General features: G+C 70.9%; 18 protein-coding genes. 8 read left to right on the top strand and 10 right to left on the bottom strand.

The features are described 5' to 3' along the window. Nucleotides 1–36: 36 nt before the first annotated feature. The gene (locus AB0G04_RS19930; protein ID WP_360984350.1) at nt 37–1551 is read right to left on the bottom strand and encodes an alpha/beta hydrolase; all 1515 of its coding nucleotides are present in this window, start codon (nt 1549–1551) and stop codon (nt 37–39) included. Between the two features lie 120 nt (nt 1552–1671). Between AB0G04_RS19930 and AB0G04_RS19925 the strand changes: the two genes are divergently transcribed. Further along, on the top strand, nt 1672–2766 hold the full coding sequence (locus tag AB0G04_RS19925) for a PQQ-dependent sugar dehydrogenase (RefSeq protein WP_360984347.1): 1095 nt from the start codon (nt 1672–1674) through the stop codon (nt 2764–2766). A 4-nt stretch (nt 2767–2770) separates the two neighbouring features. Here the strand turns inward: AB0G04_RS19925 and AB0G04_RS19920 are convergent, their stop codons facing one another. From AB0G04_RS19920 to AB0G04_RS19900, 5 genes are all read right to left on the bottom strand, one after another. Beyond that, nucleotides 2771–3022 carry a hypothetical protein gene (locus tag AB0G04_RS19920; protein WP_360984344.1) on the bottom strand — a complete coding sequence of 84 codons (252 nt, stop codon included), beginning with the start codon at nt 3020–3022 and terminating at the stop codon, nt 2771–2773. Between the two features lie 89 nt (nt 3023–3111). Beyond that, on the bottom strand, nt 3112–3363 hold the full coding sequence (locus AB0G04_RS19915) for a hypothetical protein (RefSeq protein ID WP_360984341.1): 252 nt from the start codon (nt 3361–3363) through the stop codon (nt 3112–3114). 15 nt (nt 3364–3378) lie between these two features. Then, nucleotides 3379–5025: a sodium:solute symporter family protein gene (locus tag AB0G04_RS19910; protein WP_360984338.1), complete on the bottom strand. Its 1647-nt coding sequence runs from the start codon at nt 5023–5025 to the stop codon at nt 3379–3381. A gap of 61 nt (nt 5026–5086) precedes the next feature. Further along, complete coding sequence (locus tag AB0G04_RS19905) at nt 5087–5740, bottom strand: HAD family phosphatase (protein ID WP_360984335.1); 654 nt, start codon at nt 5738–5740, stop codon at nt 5087–5089. Continuing rightward, nucleotides 5737–6585 (bottom strand): LLM class F420-dependent oxidoreductase, encoded by an 849-nt coding sequence (locus tag AB0G04_RS19900; RefSeq protein ID WP_360984332.1) that lies wholly within the window; start codon nt 6583–6585, stop codon nt 5737–5739. The genes AB0G04_RS19905 and AB0G04_RS19900 overlap by 4 nt, the downstream gene beginning before the upstream one ends. A 201-nt stretch (nt 6586–6786) precedes the next feature. Between AB0G04_RS19900 and AB0G04_RS19895 the strand changes: the two genes are divergently transcribed. Beyond that, nucleotides 6787–7983, top strand: a complete 1197-nt coding sequence (locus AB0G04_RS19895; protein WP_360984329.1) for a glycosyltransferase — start codon at nt 6787–6789, stop codon at nt 7981–7983. Between the two features lie 72 nt (nt 7984–8055). Here the strand turns inward: AB0G04_RS19895 and fgd are convergent, their stop codons facing one another. Further along, complete coding sequence (gene fgd, locus AB0G04_RS19890; RefSeq protein WP_360984326.1) at nt 8056–9054, bottom strand: glucose-6-phosphate dehydrogenase (coenzyme-F420); 999 nt, start codon at nt 9052–9054, stop codon at nt 8056–8058. A gap of 10 nt (nt 9055–9064) precedes the next feature. After that, nucleotides 9065–10894: a sigma-70 family RNA polymerase sigma factor gene (locus AB0G04_RS19885; RefSeq protein WP_360984323.1), complete on the bottom strand. Its 1830-nt coding sequence runs from the start codon at nt 10892–10894 to the stop codon at nt 9065–9067. A 123-nt stretch (nt 10895–11017) separates the two neighbouring features. Here AB0G04_RS19885 and AB0G04_RS19880 point away from each other — a divergent pair, with 123 nt between their 5' ends. From AB0G04_RS19880 to AB0G04_RS19865, 4 genes are all read left to right on the top strand, one after another. After that, the gene (locus AB0G04_RS19880) at nt 11018–11410 is read left to right on the top strand and encodes an ATP-binding protein (protein WP_360984320.1); all 393 of its coding nucleotides are present in this window, start codon (nt 11018–11020) and stop codon (nt 11408–11410) included. A 102-nt stretch (nt 11411–11512) separates the two neighbouring features. Next, nucleotides 11513–12655: a PP2C family protein-serine/threonine phosphatase gene (locus tag AB0G04_RS19875; RefSeq protein WP_360984317.1), complete on the top strand. Its 1143-nt coding sequence runs from the start codon at nt 11513–11515 to the stop codon at nt 12653–12655. Between the two features lie 78 nt (nt 12656–12733). Continuing rightward, entirely contained in the window at nt 12734–13195 is a 462-nt protein-coding gene (locus AB0G04_RS19870) for a MarR family transcriptional regulator (protein WP_360984314.1), read from the top strand. Nucleotides 13196–13210: 15 nt separating this feature from the next. Then, the gene (locus AB0G04_RS19865) at nt 13211–14089 is read left to right on the top strand and encodes an LLM class flavin-dependent oxidoreductase (RefSeq protein ID WP_360984311.1); all 879 of its coding nucleotides are present in this window, start codon (nt 13211–13213) and stop codon (nt 14087–14089) included. Between the two features lie 108 nt (nt 14090–14197). Here AB0G04_RS19865 and AB0G04_RS19860 read toward each other — a convergent pair whose 3' ends face one another. Beyond that, nucleotides 14198–14548: an Lsr2 family protein gene (locus AB0G04_RS19860; protein ID WP_360984308.1), complete on the bottom strand. Its 351-nt coding sequence runs from the start codon at nt 14546–14548 to the stop codon at nt 14198–14200. A gap of 267 nt (nt 14549–14815) precedes the next feature. On the opposite strand from AB0G04_RS19860, the gene AB0G04_RS19855 reads away from it, so the two are divergent. Then, the gene (locus AB0G04_RS19855; RefSeq protein ID WP_360984305.1) at nt 14816–15247 is read left to right on the top strand and encodes a hypothetical protein; all 432 of its coding nucleotides are present in this window, start codon (nt 14816–14818) and stop codon (nt 15245–15247) included. A 44-nt stretch (nt 15248–15291) separates the two neighbouring features. Continuing rightward, nucleotides 15292–16509, top strand: coding sequence for a serine hydrolase (locus AB0G04_RS19850; RefSeq protein ID WP_360984656.1), 1218 nt, complete (start codon nt 15292–15294; stop codon nt 16507–16509). Nucleotides 16510–16522: 13 nt separating this feature from the next. On the opposite strand, the gene AB0G04_RS19845 is transcribed toward AB0G04_RS19850, so the two are convergent. Continuing rightward, nucleotides 16523–17023 carry a DUF456 domain-containing protein gene (locus AB0G04_RS19845; protein ID WP_360984302.1) on the bottom strand — a complete coding sequence of 167 codons (501 nt, stop codon included), beginning with the start codon at nt 17021–17023 and terminating at the stop codon, nt 16523–16525. Nucleotides 17024–17029 lie beyond the last annotated feature (6 nt).

Genomic DNA, 17029 nt, shown 5'->3' with positions numbered 1-17029 from the left:
TATCTGCCTACCGGGACGGAGCCGGATAAGCAACGCTCAGCCGACCCCGAACGGTTTCGGCTCGACCGCGGGGCAGGTCGCCCCGCCGGCCGGCAGGGTCAGATCGGTGAGGTAGCGGTCGACGGCCGCGCTCACGCACTCGCTGTGGCTGTACGCCACGTGACCCCAGCCCTGGTAGGTGAGCAGCCGGGCGGCCGGTCCCAGCTGGCGGGCCACCTGCTGGGCCCAGGGGTAGGCGGTGGCGGGGTCGTACCGGGCGTTGACCACCAGGACCGGGCCCCGGGCCGGTGGGATCGGCCGCTGCGGGTTCACCGGCGCCGCGGTACGGCCGAGGCAGCCGGAGACCGCGGTCAGCGCCAGCGGCGAGGCCTGCATCTGCGGTGCCTTTCCGGCCAGCGCGCGCAGCCGGTCCCGGTACCCGGTGAACCCGTTCACCGGCAGTGCCCAGTCCTGGCAGATGACGGCCGGGAAGCTGTGCGGGGTGATCTCCTCGAGGCGCGGCGCCGCGGAGCGGGCGAGCGGTGCCGGGTCGTGCGCCTCTTTCAGGTAGTGGGCGAAGGAGTACCACTGCGGGTCGTAGAAGGCGCTGAACGCGGCGGAGATCAGGTCCCAGGGCCGGATCCGGCTCGTCGGGTCGTACGGGTCGATCAGCTCCCCCGCCGCGGCCCGGGTCATCAGGGCGGCCCAGATCGCGCGGACGTCCCGGCCGCGCAGCACGCATTTCTCGTCGCGGGCACACCAGGCCACGAACTGGTCGAACGCCGCCTGCACAGCCTCCGCGGTCTGCCCCAGGAACGCGTCCACCCCGGCGCTGTGGTCCATCACGCTGTCCAGGACGAGGGCCCGGACCCGGTCCGGGTGGCGCTCCGCGTAGAGCTGCCCGATGAGGGTGCCGTAGGAAGCACCGTAGAAGCTGATCTCGGCGGCGCCGAGGGCGATCCGGACGGCCTCCATGTCCCGGACGACACTGACCGTGTCGGCGTGGTCGTAGACCGGGCCGCTGCGGGCGGAGCAGTCCGCCGCCAGCCGCCGGTTGTACTCCTCGGCCTTGCGGAACTCGGCCTCGCTGGTGAACAGCGGCGGTGGTTTCGCGTCGACCAGGTCCTGGTTGCACAGGATCGGGGTGCTGCGGCCGACACCGCGCGGGTCGATGCCGACGATGTCGAAGCGGCGGCGCACCTCGGGGTTGAAGAACTCGTGGTCGAGGGCGAGGTTCACCGCGGACACCCCGGGCCCGCCGGGGTTGACGATCAGGGTGCCGATCCGGGCCGCCGGCTCGCCCGCCGGGTTGCGGGCCATCTGCAGTTCGATCTGCGGGCCGAGGGGAACGCTCCAGTCGACCGGCACGCGCATCGTCCCGCACTGGACCTGGTCGTCCTCGGGGCACGGTTTCCAGTTGATCGGTCCGGGCACGGCCTCGTGGCGCAGGACTCGGGGCGGTACGCCGAGAGACCGGTCGGCCAGGGCCGGTCGTGGTGCGTACCCGAGAAGGGTGGTGAGGGTGAGGATCGCGGCCGTGACCGGCCGTCCGATGGCTCGCAAAACCCACATCTCCGCCCTGCGCGGCCCGGTACCGCACCGGACCATCTTGGTCCGAATCTTGACCGTTATCCGGCGAAAGACACCATTTAGCACCGATTGGGCGCCTGGTGTGCGTGGCAGGGTGGAGTGATGAAGTTCCGCCGTTCCCTCCTCGCAGCGGCCCTTCTCACCGCGGGCTGCTCGGCGGGCGAAGAGCCGGCGCCGCCGACCGTGGCGCCGGTGCCTCAGGCCTCGGCGCCGTCGCCCTCGGTGCCGTCGGCCCCGGCCACCGCGTCGCCGCCGGCCGAACCCGACCTCAGCAAGCCCGAGACGGTGGCCACCGGGCTGGACGTGCCGTGGGGCCTGGCGTTCCAGGACGACGGCAGCGCTCTGGTGGCCGAGCGCGACACCGGCCGTGTCCTGCGGATCGCGCCGGGCAGCCGGCCGGCCGAGGTCTACCGGGTGCCCGGGGTGCGGTCCGGTGGCGAGGGCGGCCTGCTCGGCCTGGCCGTGCGCGACGACTGGGTGTACGCCTACTTCACCGCGTCCCGCGACAACCGGATCGTTCGGTTCAAACTCTCCGGCGGCGAACCGGAAGTGATCTTCGACGGCATCACGCGGGGGGCGAGGCACAACGGCGGGCGGATCGCTTTCGGCCCGGACGGCATGCTCTACGTCGGCACCGGCGACGCGAGCGAGGAGGGGCGGTCCCAGAACCGCGACGACCCGGCCGGCAAGATCCTGCGGCTCACGCCGGAGGGCCGTCCCGCGCCGGGCAACCCGTGGGCGGGTTCGCCGGTCTGGTCCCTGGGCCACCGCAACGTGCAGGGCATCGCGTGGGACGCACAGGGCCGGATGTACGGCATCGAGTTCGGTCAGGACCGCTGGGACGAGGTCAACGTCATCGAGGCCGGGAAGAACTACGGCTGGCCCGAGGTCGAAGGCCGCACCGATGGCGACCGCTACGTGAACCCGATTGTGCAGTGGGGCACCGACGACGCGTCCCCGAGCGGCGCGGCCGTGGCCGGCGGCACCCTCTACGTCGCCGCGCTGAAGGGCGAACGACTGTGGACGGTGCCGCTCGGCGGCGGATCGACGAAGGCTGAGTTCACCGGGAAATACGGCCGGTTGCGCACGGTCGCCGTGGCGCCGGACGGTTCGCTGTGGCTGACCACCTCGAACACCGACGGCCGCGGCGACGCACGCGACTCCGACGACCGGATTCTGCGTTTCCCGGCCCGCTGAGCACTCAGCCGGCGGGCGGTATCGGCGGCAGCGACGAGATCGCTGACGCGTACTGCGACACCTGGCGCTTGTTGGGCACGACGCCGTAAATCTTGAGCTGGTCCTGGATGGCCTGCTTGACGGTGTCCTCGGACTGCCCGCGATGCGTCTGCATCACCCTGTTGACGACATAGTCGACGCGGAGCTGCACCTGCCAGCCGATGGGCCGGCGGCTGGCCTCGGTAGCGAGGCCGCTGATTGAGGCGAGGGGGTTCATGCCCAGGTAATCGGTCGGACCAGGGCCCGGGTTGACGATTCGGGGTGGTGGAGAAACCCGATCACAACCCGGGCACAACGATCCGGCAATCAGTCCTCGCGGTCCGCCTCTTTCACCGCCGGTTCCTTCGGCGGGTTGAGCCGCAGCCAGAGCAGCATCAGCAGGCCGAGGACGAGCATGCCCAGACCCATCCAGAGATTGATGCGTACGCCCTGCGCCTTCTCCAGGTCCGACGGGCCGTCGAGGAGGCCGATCAGGGTGACGATCACGCCGTACACCACGAACAGGCCACCGATCACCCGCCGTACGTCGAACAGCCGCGCGAGTTTGCGTTCCGCCATGAGTGTCGCCTCCCTTTACCAGACGGGGATGTACAGCGCGATGGCCAGCACCACGGCGATGACGCCCAGCAGCACCGGGTTGCGCCACCAGACCTTGTCGGCGGCCAGCACGTCCCCGGTCGTGCTGCTCATGCCGTAGACCAGGCCCTGCAGTTCGTCGTCGCGCTTGCCCGGGGTGAACGGGGTGACCACCAGCGCCACCACGACCGCCGTCACGAAGGCCAGCCCGGCACCCCAGAAGCTCTGCTCCAGGTCGGAGTTGAACTTGACGACCTCGGTCAGATGCGCGATGTAGAGCGCGAACGCGGCCAGGAAGCCGAGCAGCAGCGACCAGAAACCGGCCCACGCCGACATCCGCTTCCAGAACATGCCCACGATGAAGGTGGCGAAGAGCGGTGCGTTGAACAGGGAGAACAACGCCTGGATGTAGTTCATGATGTTGTCGAAACCGGCGGCGATGAACGCCGTGCCGATGCCGACCACGATGCCGCCGACCGTCGCGATCCGGCCCACCCGCACGTAGTAGCCGTCGTCGCGGTTCTTGCGGACGTACGTCTGCCAGATGTCGTAGGTGAACACCGTGTTGAAGCCGCTGACATTCGCCGCCATGCCGGCCATGAACGACGCCACGAGACCGGTCACCGCCACCCCGAGCACGCCGTTGGGCAGCAGGTCACGCATCAGCAGCGGGATCGCGTTGTTGTAGGTGAGGTCACCCTCCGGCGCGCCCAGCCCCTGCACGGTGACCAGAGCGATCAGGCCGGGGATCACGGTCACCGCCGGGATCAGCAGCTTCGGGAACGCCCCGATGATCGGGGTACGCCGGGCCGCGCTCATGTCCTTGGCGCTGAGGGCCCGCTGCACCTCGGCGAAGTTGGTCGTCCAGTAGCCGAACGACAGCACGAAACCCAGCCCGAAGACGATGCCGATCCAGCTGGCGCCGAGCGGGTTCTCGGTGCCGCCGGTGTTCGACCAGGTGTGCAGGCCGGCCTCGCCGAGCGGGCTCTGCCGCACCTTCTCGAACAGGCCGTCGATGCCGCCGACCTTGACCAGGCCGATGATCGTGATCGGGAGCAGGCCCGCGATGATGACGAAGAACTGGAGCACCTCGTTGTAGATCGCGGCGGAGAGACCGCCCAGCACGATGTAGGCGAGCACGATCACGGCGCCGATCACGATCGAGGTCCAGAGCTGCCAGCCGAGCAGCGCCTGCAGGATCAACGCCAGGGCGTAGAGGTTGACGCCCGCGATCAGCACCTGGGCCACCGCGAAGCTCGCCGCGTTGAACAGGTGGGTGGGCCGGTTGAACCGCAGCCGCAGGAACTCGGGGACGCTGCGCACCTTGGAGCCGTAGTAGAACGGCATCATCACGATGCCGAGGAACACCATGGCCGGCACCGCGCCGATCCAGTAGTAGTGCAGCGTCATCAGGCCGTACTGGGCGCCGTTCGCGGCCATGCCGACGATCTCCAGGGCACCCAGGTTGGCCGAGATGAACGCCAGGCCGGTCACCCAGGCGGGCATCGAGCGGCCGGAGAGGAAGAAGTCGGCGCTGCTGGTGATCGCGCGGCGGGCGGCGAAACCCACGCCGAGGACGGTGACGAAATAGATCGCCAGAATCAGATAGTCGACGAACCCCACGTCGAGCCGGAGTCCCGTCACGGGCCACCTCCTACAAATGTGGCCCGCGACGTACCCCTATCGATGAATTTTCACACCGATCTCACAGGTTCGAAATCGAGTCCGGCGTTACCTCCGTGATCGACTTGACCACGAGACGCGCGCCGGCCAGGGCATCCTCGGCCGGCGGGTAGACGCCGTGCGGCACCGCGATCACGGTGAGGCCGGCCGCCGCCGCCGACCGCAGACCGTTGCTGGAATCCTCGACCGCCGCGCAGACGTCCGGCGTCAGGCCCAGCGCGGCGACCGCGGTGAGATAGACATCGGGATACGGCTTGCCGCGCGGCACCTCCTCGGTGGAGAACGTCGCCTCGAAGACATCGGTCAGCCCGGCCGTCGCCAGCACCTGGTCGATCAGGATCCGCGCCGACGAGCTGGCCAGGGCCAGCCGATACCGGCCCGCCAGCGCCCGCACCGTCTCGACCGAGCCGGGGATCACCGGCAGGGCCTCGCGGTAACGCCCGGCCATGCGGCCCAGGACGTCGGCGGCGACCTCCTCGGCCGTACGGGGCACGCCCACCTCGTCGGCCAGGTGCGCGGACCACTCCCCGGTGCTCATGCCCATCATCCGGTCCTGGGAGTCGGGCAGGAACTCGGCTCCGAACTCGGCGACGTAACCGCGCCGGACCTCCTCCCACACCTCCTCGGTGTCGATGATGACGCCGTCCAGGTCGAAGACGACCGCTTCGATGCTCACAGATTCCCCACCGCTTCCACGTGCCGGGCGAGCTGCCCGGTCCTCTGCCACACGTCACGGACCGGGCCGTGCATGACCGTGATGCCCAGTCCGGCGAACCGGCGGGCCGCGGTCGCGGTCTCGGCCGGGTCGTCGGTGAAACGGTAGAGCACCGTCTTCTCGATCTCGTCGTAGTCCCGGCCGACCGCGTCGCAGTGCCGTTTCAGTACGTCCAGCTTGTGCGGCAGGGCGTCGTCGTTCATCAGGTTGCAGGCGTCGGCGTACTTCGCGACGAGCAGCAGCGTCTTCTTCTCCCCGCCGCCGCCGACCAGGATCGGCGGACGCGGCCGGCTCAGCGGAAGCGGCGAGTTGAGCGGGCGGTCCAGCCGGTAGTGCTTCCCGGCGAACGGGGTCTCGTCGCCGCCGAACATCTGCCGGCAGATCCGCAGCGCCTCCTCGAGCCGCTCGAACCGCTCGGCGGTCGGCGGGAACGGCAGGCCGAGCCCGATCGACTCCTCGGCGTTCCACGCGGCGCCGACACCGAGGATGGCCCGGCCGCCGGAGAGCACGTCGAGCGTGGTCACCGCCTTGGCCAGCAGGCCGGGTTCGCGGTAGACCACCCCGGTCACCAGGGTGAGCAGTTTCGCGCGGTGAGTGTGCGCGGCCAGGAAGCCGAGCGCCGTGCAGGCCTCCAGCATCTCCATCTCGGGCGGGCCGTTCACGTGGATCTGCCAGACGTGGTCCATCACGCTGATCCGGTCGAAACCAGCGTCGTCGGCGGCCGACGCTATGCCGGCGAACATCGGACCGAGGTGCTGTGCACCGTCGGGCCAGGTGAAGGAGGAGATGTGCAGACCGAGTTTCACATCGATCACCCTACCCAATTTCTGTACGCTGCGTGACGACCCGACAACCCGCACGGACCGTCGCCGGCCCTTCGGTCCGCGCAGATGATCACCATCAGCCGATAGGCCAGGGTGCAGGCCGGTTGCGGACCGGTAGCTTCGGGCGCAGCAACGCCACCGAGCCGGGAGTCGTTTCACATGCCAGAACCGCAGTCACTCTCCGTGAGCGTTGTGATCCCGGCCGAGTCCACCGGGCACCTGCCTCTGATGTTCGCCGGGCTGCCCGCGGTGGACGAGGTGATCGTGGTCGTCGGTCCCGACGAGGACACGGTGCTGCCGCTGCCCCGGCCCGCGCGGGTGATCCGTCAGACCCGCTACGGCATCGGTAACGCTGTCGCCTGCGGGGTGGCCGCCGCAACGAAGGACGTGGTCGTGACGCTGCCCGGCGACGGCTCAGCCGACCCGGCGACACTGCCCCGGTACGTCGAAGCGCTTCGCGCCGGAGCGGATGTGGCCGAGGGCTGCCGGCCGGCCCGGCGCACCGACCTGATCCTGCTCTGGTTCATGAGCGTGCTCCTCGGCTGCCGCCCGTCCGGCCCCGGTTCCGGCCTGCGGGCCTTCCGGCGCGACCGGGCCGGCCGCCTCGGACTGCCCCGGGTCGCCGGCACCGATCCGGCCCGCGGCGACGGCCGCGACGGAGAACCGCTGCTCGCGGTACGGTCCCGGGCCGCCGGGCTGCGAGTCACCGAGATACCGGTCGCCGCACACGCCGGGTTCGGCGGCACGCCGCTGGTCACCGCCATGTATGCGGTGGCCAGGGAGTATCTGGCCCGCCGCCGGAAGACGCGTACCCCCTCGGCGGGGAGCATCGTGGTGCTGACCGGCGGCGCGTCCCGGCCGGCGCCCGCACCGATCCTCACCGGCCCGATCGACGCCGGTGCGGTTGTCCCAGGCCCCGTCAACGCCGGATCGGTCGTCCCCGGCCCGCTCAACGCTGGTGCGGTTCTCCCGGGCCCGGTCAACGCTGGTTCGGTCCTCGCCGGTCCGGTCAATGCCCCGCGCCGACCGATCGCCTCGCCGGCCCAGAACCCGGATCGGTGGCCCGCCCCGAATCCCGCCACAGCCGCGCGTCCCGCCCTACCGAACAGCACGGGCCTGGGCTTCCCGGATCGGCGGGGTTCCGAACGCCGCGGACCGGAGCGCCAGCGCACCGACATCACCCTGGACCGCCGGGGGGCGGCGGGCCGGCCGATCCCCTACCGGCCGGCGGCTGAGGCCCTGAATCGGCGCCGCTGGCGGGACGGCCGCCCCGAGGTGGACCTCAACCGCCCACGTACCCAGGGCCGCCCCAATCTCCGGGTGATCAACGGTGAGGGCGGGGGCTCCGGCGGCGGCCGAGGCCATCTCCGCTCGGTCTGACCCAGACCCCGGCTGTCACGCACCGCTGCCTCAGCACCCGCGAGACAGCGGTGGGTGACAGCGGGGGAACGGTCAGGTGCGGGAGCGCAACTGCGGGAGGATCTGCTCCGAGTACAGGCGCAGGAACCGCTCCTGGTCCGGGCCGGGCGCGTGGAAGACCAGGTGCTTGAAGCCCATGTCGAGGTACTCGGCGACCTTGGCGGCATGCTCGGCCGGATCCGACGAGACGATCCACCGGGTCGCGGTCCGCTCGACCGGGAGGGCGTCGGCGAGCCGCTGCATCTCGACCGGGTCCTCGACGCCGGTCTTCTCCTCCGGCGACAGCGCCAGCGCTCCCCAGTAGTGGGTGTCGTTGCGGGCCCGCTCGATGTCGTCGTCGAAGGACACCTTGACCTCGATCAGCAGGTCCAGGTCGTCGATCTTGCGGCCGGCCTTCTCGGCTCCCTCGGTGACCGCGGGCAGCAGCGTGTCGGTGTAGAGCGCGTGCCCCTTGCCGCTGGTCGTGATGAACCCGTCCGCGATCCGCCCGGCCAGCCGGGTGGCCGCCGGGCCGGACGCCCCGATGTAGACCGGCACCGGAACATCCGGCTTGTCATAGATCGTGGCGTTCTCAGTCTGGTAGAACTGTCCCTCGTAGGTGACCCGGTCCTCGGCCCACAACTTCTGGATCAGCAGCACCGCCTCCTTGAGACGAGCGAACCGCTCCTTGCCGTCCGGCCACCGCGTGCCGAGCGGCACCTCGTTCAGCGACTCGCCGGAGCCGACACCGAGGATCGCGCGGCCCGGCGCCAGGCAGCCGAGCGTCGCGAAGGCCTGCGCCACCACGGCCGGGTGGTAACGAAACGTCGGTGTCAGCACGCTGGTCCCGATCAGCACCCGCTCGGTCCGCGCCGCGAGCGCACCCAGCCAGGGCAGGGCCGCCGGAGCATGGCCGCCGTCGTGCCGCCACGGCTGCAGGTGGTCGCTGACGAAGACGGAGTCGAAACCCAGCTCCTCCGCGAGAATGCCGTACTTGAGCAGCTCAGCCGGCGCGAACTGCTCGGCCGACGCCTTGTACCCGAACCGAATCATGAACCCGACTCTAGCCCGCGGCGCGGTAGGCCTTGCCCGCCTCGGTGGGGCTGTCGCCGTCGCGGTAGAGGCCGAAGTCGACGCTGTCCCCCACGGCCGGCAGGCCGAAATAGGCATAGCGCTCGACGTACGACCGTTTCTTCAGGCCCGCCGTGGTGCCCTTGATGAAGGCGACCTTCTGAGCGTCGCTCGCGTACTTCGGTGAGCCGCTGAAATTGATCAGGCCGAACTCGGTGATCCAGATCGGCTTGCCGTAGCGCTTGTGCACGGCGTCGACGTAGCCGAGGAACTGGTTGACCGAGGCGGCGCTGAAGTCGGAGCCGTACCAGTGCAGCGCGATCGCGTCGACCCGCAGGCCCTTCGCGGAGGCACCCTTCATGAAGCGGTCCAGCCAGCCGCCGGGCGTGTCACCCCCGAACGCCACCGCCGGGCTGACCAGCCTCATCCCGGTGGCCTCGAGCTTGGGCCAGGCGGCCAGGGCGGCCTCGACCGTCATGTTCGACTGCTCGGCCAGGTCCGGCTCGTTGAAACCGAGCAGCACGTCGCCCTCGGCCTTCGCCTGCTTGAGGGTGGCGTCGTCGACGTTGGCACCGCCCCAGATCATCGGCACGAACTCGACGCCGGCGGGGCCGGGAGCGTCGTCGTTGTGCACCGCCCACGTGTAGTACCAGGAGGCGCCGACGTCCTTGAGGGCCGCCTTCGATCCGGCGAACTTCCACACCGCCGCGCCCTTCTTCGCCGAGCGCGTCACGGGCGGCGCCACGCTGGCCGGGTTCGCCGACGGCGACGCCGGGCGCGACGCCGACGGGCTGGTCCGGGACGGCGTGGGCGACGGCGGCACGGCTGCCGACGCGGGCGGTGCTTGCGGTGATGCGACGGCCGCCGCGGTGGTGATCGGCTCCGCCGGGGTGCGGTACGTGTAGACGACCGCACCACCGCCCGCCACCACACCGGTGGCCAGCACCCCGGCGAGCGCCTTCTGGAGCAGCGGGACGCCCGCCTTCGCCGCGATGTTCAGAGGGGCGGCGTGCACTGCGGTCGTGGCCGTCGTGGCCGTACCGGAGAGAAGACTGCCGTGCCCGAAGGCGGAGCCGAGGCCGGCCGGGATCGGGACCAGCGCCATGCCCGCCAGAAGCCGTTCCGCCTCGACCAGGCCCTGCCACGCGGGGACACAGTGCATGCAGTCGCGGGTGTGCCGGGCGATACGTTTGCGCCAGAGCGGACTGGGACGACCGTCCCATGACGTGAGCAGGCCGGCCAGTTCCGCGCAGCGCGGCGTGCGAAGCGCCCGGACCACCGCGCGGGCCGTCTCGAGCTGACCCTTCATCCGCTGGATGCGGACCGCGGCGTGCTGGCGGCCCAGCCCGCTCGCCTCGACGATCTCGTCCCGGGTGAGTTCGCCGGAAGCCTCCAGCCACCAGAGCGAGAGCAGTTCCCGGTTGTCGTCGTCGAGCCAGCGGGTCGCCTCGGCGGTCTCCCGGCGCTGCCCGGAGAGCTCCAGCCGGGTGATCGCCAGATCGGTGAAGTCGGCGCCCGGGTCGCTCAGGTCCGGGTCGAGAGGCACCGCCGGCGGCCGGCCGCGGAAGCGTTCCCGCACCTGGCGCACGGTGATCGCGACCAGCCAGGAGCGGAACGCCGACGGGTCGCGCAGCTCGCCGAGGTTGCGCAGCACCCGGAGCATGACCTCCTGGACCACGTCGTCGACGTCGGCGTGCCCCTCCAGGGCACGGCCCACGATGGTGTAGACCAGCGGCAGATAGCCGGCGACCAGCCGGTCGACCGCCACCGGGTCTCCGGCGCGGGCGGCTGCCACGGTCGCCGTGTCGGGTTGTCCCACCATGTCTCTCCCACTCCTCCGTGCGCTGTACAAGGAGACGCACGGGGCCCACATGGATAACACGAATCGGGGACCGGGTCACCGGAGTCACGGTTAATCGGAGGGGTGATCGGGCACATAAGACGCATGCGCATGTCGGTTCGGCTCAATCTGCCCCGCGAGGTGGACAGTGTCCCCGCCGTGCGACGGCTGTTGCGGTGCGCCCTGACGACTCTTCGTGTGGATCGTCAGGCCGGCGCCGATCTGGAGATCGCCCTCACCGAGGCGTGTGCCAACGTGGTCAAGCACGCGGGCGGGGTGGAGAACTTCGAGGTTCGCCTCGACGTGGGTGAAGATCACTGCTCCATCGACGTGCTGGACCACGGGTCCGGTTTCGATCCCGCGGTGGACGCCGCGCCCTCGCCGACCAGCGAGCGCGGGCGGGGCCTTCTCCTGATCAGGGCGCTGGGCGAGAACGTTCGCATGCACTCCAGCCCGCGCAGCGGAAGTCTGATCCACTTCGAGAAGTCGTTTGCCTGAAAGGGCTCATCGCGCCGGGTCGCCCTGGGTGGGTGGCACCGGCGCGATTTGCTTGCCGTATAACAAACATCCTGTCGTCGGTTCGCGAGAGAGGGGTCCGGAATGTCAGATCAGCCGATGTCCCTCGGCTCGCTTCTGCGAGCCGCTCCACCGGACCGGTTGCCTGAGGTGACCGCCGAGCATCTGCGCCGTCACTTCTCCGCGGGCGCGGTCGAGGTACTCGTGCCCGATCTGACCGGGACTCGCCTGCTCCCCCTGCTGGGCGAGCCCGAGCCCGCCGACGGGGCCGCCGCCTTGCGCTGCTTCGCCAGCCAGCGCGCGAGCGTCGACCACGCGCCGTCCGGCCCGGTCCGGCTGCACCTGCCGCTGACCTGCTGGAGCGAGCGCCTCGGCGTCCTCCGCGTGGAACTGCCCGCCCCGCCCGCCGACGACCTCTCCGATCGACTCTCCACCGACAGCGACGACCTGGCCACCGCACTGCGCGCGGCCGGGACGGCCACCGACCGCTACCGCCGGGCCCAGCGCCGGGCGCGGCTCACCATGGCCGCCGAACTCCAGTGGGATCTGCTGCCCGGCCGGTCCCTCGGCGACGAACGCTTCCTGGTGGCCGGGCAGCTCGAGCCGGCGTACGCCGTCCGGGGCGACCACTTCGACTGGGCCCTGGACGGCGACCGGCTGACCCTCACCGTGCTCAACGGCGACGGCGACGGCGTGGAGGCGGCTCTGCTCACCTCACTGGCCGTCAACGCCATGCGCAACGCCCGCCGCTGCGGCGCCGACATCGTCGAGCAGGCCGAACTAGCCTCCGACGCGATCCACTCCCGGTACGGCGGCAGCCTGCACACCGCCACCCTGCTCCTCGAGATCGACCTGATCAGCGGCAGCGTGGCCGCGGTCGACGCCGGCTCGCCGCACTGCCTGATCGCCCGGGGCAGCGGCATCGAGCAGGTGCCGCTGGAACAGCAACTGCCGCTCGGCATGTTCGGTGAGGCGCGCTACGAGATCCAGCGCTTCCATCTGGAACCGGGCGACCGGATGCTGGTCGTCAGTGACGGCGTTCACGCGGCTGCCCCCGCCGACATGCCGCCATACGGTGAGGCCGCCCTGGTCACCGCACTTCGCCGGACACGGTTGCAGCCCGCCACGGAGGCGGTCGGTACGGTGATGCGGGGCTTGCGCGAGTACCATGCCGGAGCCGAACCGGACGATGACGCGGTCATGGTCTGCTTGGATTGGCGACGCTGATGCTGTTTACAGCACGGCCGGCCGGGTATACGAGTAGGTTTACGGGCCCCGCCGACTTGCAATGACGGGAAAACACCGATGGAGCGTTCCACCGAGATCGCCGCGGCTGTCGAGTCGTCGGTGGAGGCACTGGTGGCCGTCCTCGAACGGGCCCGGCTCGCCCAGCAGCCGACGGTCCCGCCCGCCCAGCTGCGTGTGCTGACCATCGTCGCCGAGAACCGGCACACCAACATGAGCCGGTTGGCCGAGGCCCTCGACGTGGTGCCGTCGTCGGCCAGCCGCCTCTGTGACCGTCTCGAGGCGACCGGCATGCTCCGCCGGGTCGCCGACCCCCGGGACCGCCGCGAGGTGCGGCTCCTGCTCACCTCGGCCTCCCGCCGGCTCCTGGCGGGCCTGCGGGAGAGCCGCCAGGCCGCGCTCGCCGGCGTGCTCGAGCGGATGTCGCCGGCCGCTCAGCAGGACCTGCTCCGGGCTCTGCAGGCGTTCGAGGTGGCCGCCTCGCCCGAGGAGACGGGGCATCAGGACCGGCAGACCGCCTGAGGCTAGGCTCGCCGGGTGCGTATCGGCATCGTGATCCTTCCCGACCAGCGCTGGTCCGCCGCGAGCCGGCGGTGGCGGCTCGCCGAGGAGTACGGCTTCGACCATGCCTGGACCTATGACCATCTGGGCTGGCGGGACCTGATCGCCGGCCCGTGGTTCGACTCGGTGCCGACCCTCACCGCGGCGGCGACCGTCACGTCCCGGATCCGCCTGGGAACGTATGTGGCGACCCCGAACTTCCGGCATCCGGTACGGTTCGCGCGCGAGTCGACCGCACTCGACGACATCTCCGGCGGCCGGTTGATCCTCGGGCTCGGCGCCGGCGGCATCGGCTTCGACTCGGCGGTGCTCGGCGGCCCCGAGCTGACACCGCGCGCCCGGGTCGACCGGTTCGCTGAGTTCCTGGAGCTGTTCGACACCATCCTGCGGCAGCCGTCGACCACCTGGTCGGGCGAGTGGTTCTCGGCCGTCGACGCGCGCAGCATCCCCGGCCCCGTCCAGCAGCCACGGCCGCCGTTCGTGATCGCCGCCAACGGGCCACGGGCGCTGCGCCTGGCGGTGCGCTTCGGCGACGGCTGGGTCACCACCGGCCCGCAGTCCGACGATGCGGAACTGTGGTGGAAAGAGGTGGCCGTCATCCGGGATCGATTCGACGCGGCCCTCGACGCCGCCGGCCGTCCGCGCGACGCGATGGACCGTTACCTCAACCTGGACTCGTCACCGGTGTTCTCGATGAGCAGCGTCGACGCATTCACGGATGCCATCGGTCGCGCCCGGGAGCTGGGATTCACCGATGTGATCACGCACTGGCCGCGCGAGTCGAGCTGGTACGCGGGCGACGAGAAGGTGCTGGATGCGGTGGCCGCCGAACTGCCCCGACTGCGTCACGGCTGAGCCGCCCGGAATGAAATTCCGCGCCCAATTCGCAGGGGGTGGGATTTCTCACCCAGCGGTCACCCACCGTGCCGGTATGCACACCGGCACGGTGACAACCGTTGCGAATCAGCGGCCGTGCGCGGCCCGGTAGGCGTTGCTGACCTCCTGCGGAATGCGTCCCCGCTCGGAGATTTGGTGCCCGTTGCGGATCGCCCACTCACGGACCAGCCGGTTCTCGTCACGTGACCCGGCGGTGCGGGCCGGAGCGGCGCCACGGGACGGGATGCGGCCCGGCGCGGTCCGTCCCAGACGGGTGCCCGCGCTGATGAACGGGTCCAGAGCCTTACGCAGCTTGCCGGCATTGGCCTCGGAAAGGTCGATCGTGTAGCTGACGCCGTCAAGGCTGAACTCGACAGTCCGATCCGCCTTGTTGCCGTCCAGATCGTCGATCAGGGTGGTGATTACCTGCCGCGCCATAACGACTCCCGAGAAGAATAATTCAACCGCGCCCAGTGAGGCATATTCGCGACGGTGGAGGCCTCCGTCGGCGGCCTACGCTCGAGTGAGACTGAGGGTAGGTCGCGAATAAGCCTCAGTCTGGCGCGCGAGGCGTCCGTGGCGCAACTCCTGACCGCGATCCGGCAATTCTTTCCACTTAGTTATCGGAATGGGACTGGCGAATGGGAGCCGAATCCTTCAAAGCCCGGTTGGCCGCCGCCGGGGTCCCACGTTAGGGTCGGCGCCATGCAGGACGAGCAGGCTGTCTGGCGGGAGCAGCAACGGCGGGCCGTGGCCGTTCGAGCCGCAGCGCTGGAGGCCGACCGGGCCGCGGAGGCGCGCCGGGCCGAGGCGCTGCTCGACGAGTTCGTCCGGCTGGCCGGCGAGGCCGGACTGCGGCCGCACGTGCTTTCCGCGCGCAGCCTGGACGGCCGATCGACGTACAAGACGCACGTCCGTGGGTGGTATCTCAAATCGGACCGGTCGGTGGCCGTCGGCGAGGACGGGGAGTATTACGTGCTCACCGTGGCACCGTCGCTGCGGGCCCGGTTCACCGGTGCCGAGCTCACCCCGAGCGCCGCCCGGCTGATCGTCGGTGCGGGCGGCGGCGACGGGGAGCCGATCCCGCTGCAGACCCTCCTCGACCGCCGTCTCGCCGCCGGAGACCGCTGGCCGTGAGAGTGCTCGTGCCGGCGCTGACCGCCGTCCTCCTCGCCGTCCCGATGATCGGCGCCCCGTCCCCCGCCGCAGCGGCCGCGGCCGCCGAGATCCCCTGCCCGAAGCCGCTGATCGCGAAGCCGAGCGCCCCGCCACGGCCCGTTCCCCCGGCCGACGTCGCCGAGGACATGGCGGTCGGCGGGCAGGCCCTCGCCACACGCGGCCTGGTCGTCCCGGCGGGCAGCCCGGCGCCGCCCGCCCTCACCGCGACCACCTGGCTCGTCGCCGACCTGGACACCGGCGAGGTGCTCGGCGCCTGCGGCCCGCACGTGCACCAGACCCCGGCCAGCGTGCAGAAGATGCTGCTCGCCGCGACCGCGATCGATCAGCTCGACCCGGCGCAGAAGATGACCGTCACCCGCGGCGACCTGGACATCGAGCCGGGCAGTTCGGCGGTCGGCCTGGTGGAGGGCGGCACCTACTCGATCTCGACGCTCTGGCTGGGCCTGATGCTCAACTCGGGCAACGACGCGGCCAACGCGCTGGCCCGGCTCGCCGGCGGTGGCGGGCCGGACGGGCTGCAGAAAACCGTGGCGGCGATGAACGCCAAGGCCGCCGCGCTCGGCGCCCGCCAGACCCATGCGGTCACCCCGTCCGGACTCGACGGGAAAGGCCAGTTCACCAGCTCGTACGATCTCGCGCTGATCGCCCGGGTCTGCTTCGCGAACGCCGATTTCCGCAAGTACGTGCTCACCCGGATCGCGCGGATGCCGGCGCAGACCAAACCGAAGAAGGTCGGCGGCTTCCAGTTCCAGAACGAGAACAAGCTGATCTACAACTACCCGGGCGCGCTCGGCGGCAAGACCGGTTTCACCACCGTGGCCCGGCACAGTTACGTCGGCGCGGCCACCCGGAACGGGCGCACCCTCGTCGCGACCCTGCTGGGCGCGGAGGCCCGCCCGAAACGTGGCTGGGAACAGGGCGCCGCGCTGCTCGACTGGGGTTTCTCCCTGCCGGCCGGCAGCTCGGTCGGCAAGCTGGTCACGCCGGAGGAGGTCGCCGCCGCCAGTTCGGCCGCGGCGGCGCCGCCGATCGCGTCCGGCACCGCCGCCGGAGCCACGGCGGCGCACCCGTCCGGGCCGACCGGGTTCACCGTGGTCGCGGCCGCGTCGGTGGCCGCCGCGCTGACCGCGGTCCCGTTGTTGCTCCTGCTCACCCAGCGACGGCAGCGCCGCCTGCGGGACTCCGCCGCCGCAGTGGAAGCGCCCGGGACACAGCCCTAGACGACCTGCGGCTTCAGGCGAAGGCCAGGCCGAACAGCCAGACGACCGCGATCAGCAGGGCCGAGGCCAGCTCCACCAGCAGGGAGAGGCCGACCGCCCCGATCGTCGAACGCGTCGACGACCAGGCGCGCTCGGAGCCGAGCCGGCGCAGCTCCATCAGCCATACGCCGAGCACGAAGCCGAGCACCAGGCCGACGAACGGCACCACGAAGAAGCCGATCAGGCCCAGCACACCGCCGACCGCCACGGCCGAGGTGGGCACGCCGGTGTCCTTCAGCTTCTTGCCGGGCCACAGGTACTTGATCACCAGGCCGGCGACGGCGATCAGCGTGGCGATCACCGCGACCAGCAGCCGCGCCCCGCCCGAGCCCTCACCGAGCACGGCCCAGAGCATCACTCCGCCCCAGGTCAGCAGGAGCCCCGGCAGAACCGGCACGATCACGCCGATGACGCCGGTCAGGATCACCAGGCCGGAGATGAGGTTGACGGCCGTACCCGTGTCGGTCAGGTCCATGCGGGA

This window comes from Actinoplanes sp. NPDC023801 (genome assembly GCF_040639655.1).
In the GTDB taxonomy this organism is placed as follows: Bacteria; Actinomycetota; Actinomycetes; order Mycobacteriales; family Micromonosporaceae; genus Actinoplanes.
This window is presented reverse-complemented; position numbering and strand designations above follow the sequence as displayed.